3 protein-coding genes are annotated in these 4,075 nt (G+C 67.5%); all 3 read left to right on the top strand.

Annotated features, from left to right (window positions below; translation table 11 throughout):
• The coding region (locus LH128_RS27720; RefSeq protein ID WP_008833018.1) for a chromate transporter at positions 1-626 on the top strand (626 nt) is incomplete at its 5' end.
• 278 nt (positions 627-904) lie between these two features.
• Complete coding sequence (gene glgX / locus LH128_RS27715; protein WP_008833017.1) at positions 905-3,022, top strand: glycogen debranching protein GlgX; 2,118 nt, start codon at positions 905-907, stop codon at positions 3,020-3,022.
• The coding region (locus tag LH128_RS27710) for an alpha-amylase family glycosyl hydrolase (protein WP_008833016.1) at positions 3,022-4,075 on the top strand (1,054 nt) is incomplete at its 3' end. The genes glgX and LH128_RS27710, both read left to right, overlap by 1 nt.

The following is a 4,075-nucleotide window of genomic DNA, read 5'->3' as shown; positions in this document are numbered from 1 at the left end:
GCGCGATCCTTGCGGTCGCCCTCGCGCTGGCGACCGCGATCCACCTGCTTTCCGGCTCTGGTGACAGCCTGCATGCCGTGCAGGGCATTCCCGTCACGACCTTCGCGCTGTTCGTCGCCGGGCTCAAAGGCGGGCTGCTGACTTTCGGCGGGGCCTATACGGCCATTCCCTATGTCCGCTCGGATACGGTCGGGCGGGGCTGGATCGGCGACGGCGCCTTCCTCGACGGGATCGCGCTCGCCGGAGTGCTGCCTGCGCCGCTGGTGATCTTCGTGACTTTCGTGGGCTATGTCACCGGCGGGGTGAGCGGCGCGCTGGCCATCACTGCGGGGATGTTCCTGCCCGCCTTCGCCTTCTCGCTGGTGCTGTTCGAGCGGTTGGAGGCCATCGTCGAGAATCCGGCGCTGCACCGCCTGCTCGAAGGCATAGCCGCCGCCGTGGTGGGGATCATCGCCGCCACCTTCGTGCAGCTTGCCTATGCGACCGGACTGCGCGTGACCGCCCCGCTCGGTGCGCTCGCGATCTTCGCGGTGGCCCTGGCGGTCGTGTGGCGGATCAAGGGCGCCTGGGTGACGCCTGCGCTGGTGGCGGGAGGGGCCTTCGCGGGCTGGGCCTTGTTCACATAAAGGAGCGGCGCTTTCCTACAGGACGGGCGGCGCGGTACGATGCGCCCATGCCCCGCCCGATCGCTTCCAGCTGCACAAGGTTACACCATAAGGTGACACTTTCTCCTTACAAGGTGACACATCGTCAGCAAAAGGTGTCACCTTGTGCACCTAAGGTGACACTTTCCGGCCCAAGGTGACACCTTTTCCCTCTGGACCGTGTCAACGGTGTAAACGTGCCCGGAACCTCCCGCCCCCCATGCGTGTTAGCGGATGCAGCATCATGCAGGAGGCAGCACGTGACGCAGGGCCCAGCTACCGACCATCCCGCCGACATCGCGTTTTCCCGCCCCGAGCGGATGATTCATGAACTCGGTGCCGAATATACCGGCGAGGGCACGCATTTCGGCGTCTTCTCCGAAAATGCCGAAGCGATCGAACTGTGCCTGTTTTCCGAGGACGGCACCGAGGAAACCGCCCGCCTCGAACTGCCATCGCGGGAAGGTTCGATCTTCTCCGGCTACCTCCCCGGCGTGAAGCCCGGCCAGCTCTACGGCCTGCGCGCCCACGGCCCCTACGATCCCGCGAGCGGCCACCGCTTCAACCCCAACAAGCTGCTGCTCGACCCTTATGCCCGCGAGGTTTCCGGCGCGATGCAATGGGACGACGCGCTCTGGGGCTACGACCTGACGACGGGCGACGACACCACATTCGACGCCCGCGATTCCGCCCCGTTCATGGTCAAGAGCGTGGTGCAGGACCCGGACTTCGACTGGGAAGGCGACAAGTCCCTCTCCCGTCCCTGGACCGAGACGGTGATCTACGAGGCCCACGTCCGCGGCCTGACGATGACTCACCCCGACGTCCCCGAAGCCCTTCGCGGCACGTACGAAGGCATGGCCAGCGAGCCGATCCTCGACCACCTCCGCAAGCTGGGCGTCAGCGCCATCGAGCTGCTGCCCAGCCAGTTCTTCCTCGACGACCGCATGCTGCTGGACAAGGGCCTGTCGAACTACTGGGGTTACCAGACGCTCGGCTTCTTCGCGCCGGAACCGCGTTTCCTGCGCGGCGGCGACGTCGCCCCGCGCGCCATCCGCCAGTTCAAGGACATGGTGAAGCGGTTCCACAAGGCGGGGATCGAGGTCATCATGGACGTGGTCTACAACCACACCGCCGAAGGTTCGGAGAAAGGCCCCACCCTCAGCTTCCGCGGCCTCGACAACGCCGCATACTACATGCTGAGCCCCGAGAACCCGCGTTTCAGCTTCGACAACACCGGCACCGGCAACACCTTGGCGGTGGCGCATCCGATGGTCATGCGCATGGTGCTCGATTCGCTGCGCTACTGGGTGCAGGTGATGCACGTCGACGGCTTCCGCTTCGACCTCGCCTCCACATTGGGCCGCGAGGAAGCGGGCTTCGACCGCGAAGGCGGCTTCTTTGACGCGATCCGGCAGGACCCGATCCTTGCCGGCGTCAAGCTGATCGCCGAGCCGTGGGACATCGGCATGGGCGGCTATCAGGTCGGCGGCTTCCCCCACCCGTTCCGCGAATGGAACGACAAGTTCCGCGACGACACCCGCGCGTTCTGGCGCGGCGACGAGGGGCTGGTGGGCGACATCGCCCAGCGCCTGATCGGCTCGCCGGTCCAGTTCAACCACTCGGATCGCGGCGCCACCAGTTCGATCAACTTCCTCGCCGCGCATGACGGCTTCACGCTGATGGACACCGTCTCGTTCAACGACCGCCACAACGAGGCCAACGGCGAAGGCGGCGCGGACGGGCACGACAACAACCTTTCCGACAACATGGGCGCCGAAGGGGCCACCGACGACGAGGCCATCACCGCCGCCCGCGCCCGCCGCCGCCGCGCCATGGTGGCGACGCTGATGGTCAGCCAGGGCGTGCCGATGCTGCTTTCGGGCGACGAGATCGGCAACAGCCAGCACGGCAACAACAACGTCTACTGCCAGGACAACGAACTCGGCTGGCTCGACTGGGAGAGCCGGGACGACGATTTCCTCGACTTCTGCAGCCGCATGATCGCGCTGCGCCGCCAGTACCCGGTGCTCTGCCAGGAGAACTTCCTGATGGGCGAGACCGGCGACAACGAGCGCCTGGAGATCGCCTGGTTCCAGCCGGACGGCCGCGCGATGGACGGCGAGCTGTGGGGCCAGCAGGGCCTGCGCGTGCTCGGCATGCTGCTCGACTACTCGACCCGCGAGGTCTTCCTCGACGGCGGGCGCCCGCTGTTCACCGTGGTCAACGCGGGCGACGGCCTCGACTTCACGCTGCCCGAGGGCGAGTGGGTGCGCCTGCTCGACACCGCGCGCGACGATCCCTTCACCGAGGAGCCGGTCGATCGCGAGGCCGCCGCGATCTCGCCCGGCAGCCTCTGCCTGTTCCGCCCCGCCTGATGGCAACGCACTGGGGCGCCCACCCGCTGGGCGACGGTCGCTGGCGCTTCGGTCTCTGGGCGCCGGACGCGGAGGAAGCCCGGCTGGAGGTCGGCGGCACGGCCCTGCCCGCGCACTCCGCTGGGCATGGCTGGTGGCTGTTCGAGGGCGAGGCCACCGCCGGAGACGCCTATCGCTGGGTCATGGAGGGCACGCCCTATCCCGACCCCGCCGCGCGGGCGCAGATCGGCGACGTGCACGGCCCCTCGATGCTGGTCGATCCGGCGGCCTACCAATGGCGACACGAATGGCCGGGACGCCCCTGGCACGAGGCGGTGGTCTACGAACTCCACCTCGGCACCTTCACCGAGGAAGGCACGTTCGCCGCTGCCATTGCAGAGTTGCCGCGCCTTGCGGACCTCGGCGTGACGATGATCGAGATCATGCCCGTCGCCCAGTTCGAGGGCGACCGGGGCTGGGGCTACGACGGCGTACTGCCCTTCGCACCGCACCCCGCCTACGGCACGCCGGACGAGATGCGCGCGCTGGTCGATGCGGCTCACAGCCACGGCATCGCCGTGATGCTGGACGTGGTCTACAACCACTTCGGACCTTCCGGGAATTACCTCGGCGCGTGGTGCCCCTCGTTCTTCCACCCCGAGCGTGCCTCACCGTGGGGTGCAGGAATCGCCTTCGAGGCCCCGGCCGTGCGCGAATACTTCATCGCCGACGCCCTGCACTGGCTGGACGAATACCGCCTCGACGGCCTGCGCCTCGACGCGGTGCACGCCATCGAGGACCATTCCGAAACCCATTTCCTCGACGAACTGGCCGCGCGTATCCGCGCCTGTGACTTCGGCCGGCCGATCCACCTCGTCACCGAGGACGAACGCAATCTCGTCCGCTATTTTACCGCCGATGCGCCCTACGACGGCACCTGGAACGACGACTGGCACCATGCCGTCCACTGCCTGCTGACCGGGGAGGACGAAAGCTACTACGCCCCCTTCGCGGTCGCCCCGGTGGCCGACATCGCCACAGCACTCGCCGATGGCTACGTCGAGCAGGGCCAGC

This window comes from Sphingomonas sp. LH128, from assembly GCF_000293195.2.
GTDB classification, from domain to species: domain Bacteria; phylum Pseudomonadota; class Alphaproteobacteria; order Sphingomonadales; family Sphingomonadaceae; genus Novosphingobium; species Novosphingobium resinovorum_A.
The sequence above is the reverse complement of the archived record's forward strand: the minus strand, read 5'-3'. Positions and strand labels throughout refer to the sequence as shown.